Below are 3608 nucleotides of genomic sequence, written 5' to 3' on the forward strand. Positions count from 1 at the left end.
AAAAAGGAATCACGAGGAACTGGCGGCGACCTACGTTTCCATCCCAGTAAGGGAGAGTATTATCGGCGATGAAGAGCTTAGCTTCCTGGTTCGAAATGGGACAGGGCGTTTCCTCTTCTCTATAGCCACCAGAATCGTGAAGTAAATCTATGTCGTATTATAACGAAATAGGCTTAATTCACCATTCTTTGGTGATTTTAGTATTGTCTAGTCAACAAAGCGCTTTACACTTAATAAGGAAGTGAAATAGCATTATCATACATTAAAATAAATAAGCCAAACGACCTATTAGTACTGGTCAGCTAAAGGGCTCTCACCCATTACACACCCAGCCTATCAAACATGTAGTCTTCATGAGGTCTTCAGGGAAAGTTCATCTTGGAGTTGGCTTCCCGCTTAGATGCTTTCAGCGGTTATCACATCCGAACATAGCTACCGGGCGATGCTCTTGGCAGAACAACCCGTACACCAGTGGTTCGTTCAACCCGGTCCTCTCGTACTAGGGTTAACTCTCCTCAACTTTCCTACGCCCACGGCAGATAGGGACCGAACTGTCTCACGACGTTCTGAACCCAGCTCGCGTACCGCTTTAAATGGCGAACAGCCATACCCTTGGGACCTGCTCCAGCCCCAGGATGCGATGAGCCGACATCGAGGTGCCAAACCTCCCCGTCGATGTGAGCTCTTGGGGGAGATCAGCCTGTTATCCCCGGGGTACCTTTTATCCTTTGAGCGATGGCCCTTCCACACAGAACCACCGGATCACTATGACCGACTTTCGTCTCTGCTCGACGTGTATGTCTCACAGTCAAGCTGGCTTGTACCATTATACTCTACGAACGATTTCCAACCGTTCTGAGCCAACCTTTGTAAGCCTCCGTTACTTTTTAGGAGGCGACCGCCCCAGTCAAACTACCCACCAGACATTGTCCTGAACATAGATAATATGTCCCAGTTAGCTATCAGAATAAAAAAGAGTGGTATCTCAACAATGGCTCAGATGCAACTGGCGTCACATCCTCAAAGCCTCCCACCTATCCTGCACATTCTTATCCCAACAGCAGTGTCAAGCTATAGTAAAGGTCCACGGGGTCTTTCCGTCTTGCCGCGGGTAGGAGGAATTTTCACCTCCACTACAATTTCACTGGATTTCTGGTCGAGACAGCTCCCATCTCGTTACGCCATTCATGCAGGTCGATATTTAATCGACAAGGAATTTCGCTACCTTAGGACCGTTATAGTTACGGCCGCCGTTTACTGGGGCTTCGATCAATGGCTTCGCTTGCGCTAACCACATCAATTAACCTTCCAGCACCGGGCAGGCGTCACACCCTATACATCCTCTTACGAGTTAGCAGAGTGCTGTGTTTTTGGTAAACAGTCGGGAGGGACTCTTTGTTGCAACCTTTTCCGCTTTTTGGAGCAAGTCCATATACAGAAGGAGGCACACCTTATACCGAAGATACGGTGCTATTTTGCAGAGTTCCTTAACCAGATTTCTTCCACGCGCCTTAGAATACTCATCTCACCCACCTGTGTCGGTTTACGGTACGAGCAATAACAGATATACTTAGAAACTTTTCTTGGCTCGATAGCATCAACGATTCACCATCCACTCCGAAGAGCATCAAGTGCCTGTCAGGTCTCGAATATAAGATGACGGATTTGCCTATCATCTAATCTACACCCTTCGAACAACTATTCCATCAGTTGCCTCGTTTAGCTTTAAGCGTCCTTCCATCGCGCTCTATTATTGGTGTTGGAATATTAACCAACTTTCCATCGTCTACCCCTTTCGGACTCGACTTAGGTCCCGACTAACCCTACGATGACGAACATCGCGTAGGAAACCTTGGGTTTTCGGCGAACAGGATTCTCACCTGTTTTATCGCTACTCATGCCTGCATACTCACTTCTAGCCGCTCCAGCGCTCCTTACCGGTACACCTTCAATGCTGACTAGAACGCTCTCCTACCACTCTACTAAAAGTAGAATCTACAGCTTCGGTGGATAACTTTAGCCCCGTTATATTTTCCGCGCAGAATCACTAGACCAGTGAGCTGTTACGCTTTCTTTAAAGGATGGCTGCTTCTAAGCCAACCTCCTGGTTGTTTAAGTAACTCCACATCGTTTTCCACTGAGTTATCACTTTGGGACCTTAGCTGGTAGTCTGGGTTGTTCCCCTCTTGACGACGCATTTTATCACCCGCCGCCTGACTGCCATGATTACATATACGGTATTCGGAGTTTGACAGGGTTTGGTACCTTGGTATAGGCCCTAGCCCAATCAGTGCTCTACCCCCGTATACTACAACATGACGCTATACCTAAATATATTTCGGAGAGAACCAGCTATCACGAAGTTTGATTGGCCTTTCACCCCTATCCACAAGTCATCCCAAGACTTTTCAACGTCAGCGAGTTCGGTCCTCCACTAGCTCTTACACCAGCTTCAACCTGCTCATGGATAGATCACTTCGCTTCGGGTCTGCAGCATCTGACTAATTCGCCCTATTAAGACTCGCTTTCGCTACGGCTCCGAGTTTTCTTAACCTCGCCAGATACCACAACTCGCAGGCTCATTATGCAAAAGGCAGTCCATCACCCTGATAAATCATAGGGCTCTGAATGATTGTAAGCAAATGGTTTCAGGTTCTATTTCACTCCCCTCACTGGGGTTCTTTTCACCTTTCCCTCACGGTACTGGTTCACTATCGGTCTGTAAGTAGTATTTAGGGTTGGGAGGTGGTCCTCCCGGCTTCAGACAGAATATCACGTGTTCCGCCCTACTCAGGATACTGCTAAGATGAATTAAGATTTCGTATATGGGACTATCACCCGCTGTGGTTAATCTTTCCAGATTACTCTACTATCTATCATCATTCTACAACGCAGTCCTACAACCCCTGTTGCAAGCAACAGGTTTGCCCTCTTCCAAGTTCGCTCGCCGCTACTATCGGAATCTCTATTTGATTTCTTCTCCTCTGGCTACTGAGATGTTTCACTTCGCCAGGTTCGCCCCCCGCAGGGTAACTAGCATCACTGCTAGCTGGGTTGCCCCATTCGGATATTTGCGGATCAAAGCTTCTTGACAGCTCCCCGCAACTTTTCGCAGTCTAGTACGTCCTTCATCGCCTCTTACAGCCTAGGCATCCACCATTCGCTCTTAATAGCTTACCTATTTGTATTCTAATGCACATTTCACTCCCTTATTAAATGTAAAACATTCTTCTGTCTCATAAAGCCTGAACAAAGTCCAGTCTTCATTCAATCACTAAAGCTTTCGCTTTGCGAAGAACACATTCAACAAGTTGTAAATTGTTTTTTTGCGTTTTGTTGACTTTGACAATAATAAATTAAATAACTTTAGACTAAAAAAGTCTAATAACAACCCTTGCAAGTAAGAACTGTTATTAAACTTCTTTAACGCTTCTTCACAATGTCCATTTAAAATGGTGGAGAATAGCGGGATCGAACCGCTGACCTCCTGCGTGCAAAGCAGGCGCTCTCCCAGCTGAGCTAATTCCCCATGGTGGGCTTAAGAGGACTCGAACCTCTGACCTTACCCTTATCAGGGGTACGCTCTAACCACCTGAGCTATAAGCCCC

Annotated in this window: 2 tRNA genes and 2 rRNA genes; all 4 read right to left on the bottom strand. The window is 46.8% G+C overall.

Going from position 1 to position 3608, the window contains the following annotated elements:
• Positions 1–17: 17 nt before the first annotated feature.
• Positions 18–133, bottom strand: a 5S ribosomal RNA gene (gene rrf / locus AC5SLP_RS14325).
• Between the two features lie 134 nt (positions 134–267).
• Positions 268–3180, bottom strand: a 23S ribosomal RNA gene (locus AC5SLP_RS14330).
• Positions 3181–3453: 273 nt separating this feature from the next.
• A tRNA-Ala gene (locus tag AC5SLP_RS14335) sits at positions 3454–3529 on the bottom strand.
• A gap of 1 nt (position 3530) precedes the next feature.
• Positions 3531–3607, bottom strand: a tRNA-Ile gene (locus AC5SLP_RS14340).
• Position 3608 lies beyond the last annotated feature (1 nt).

The organism is Sulfurospirillum sp. E15m (assembly GCF_059415145.1).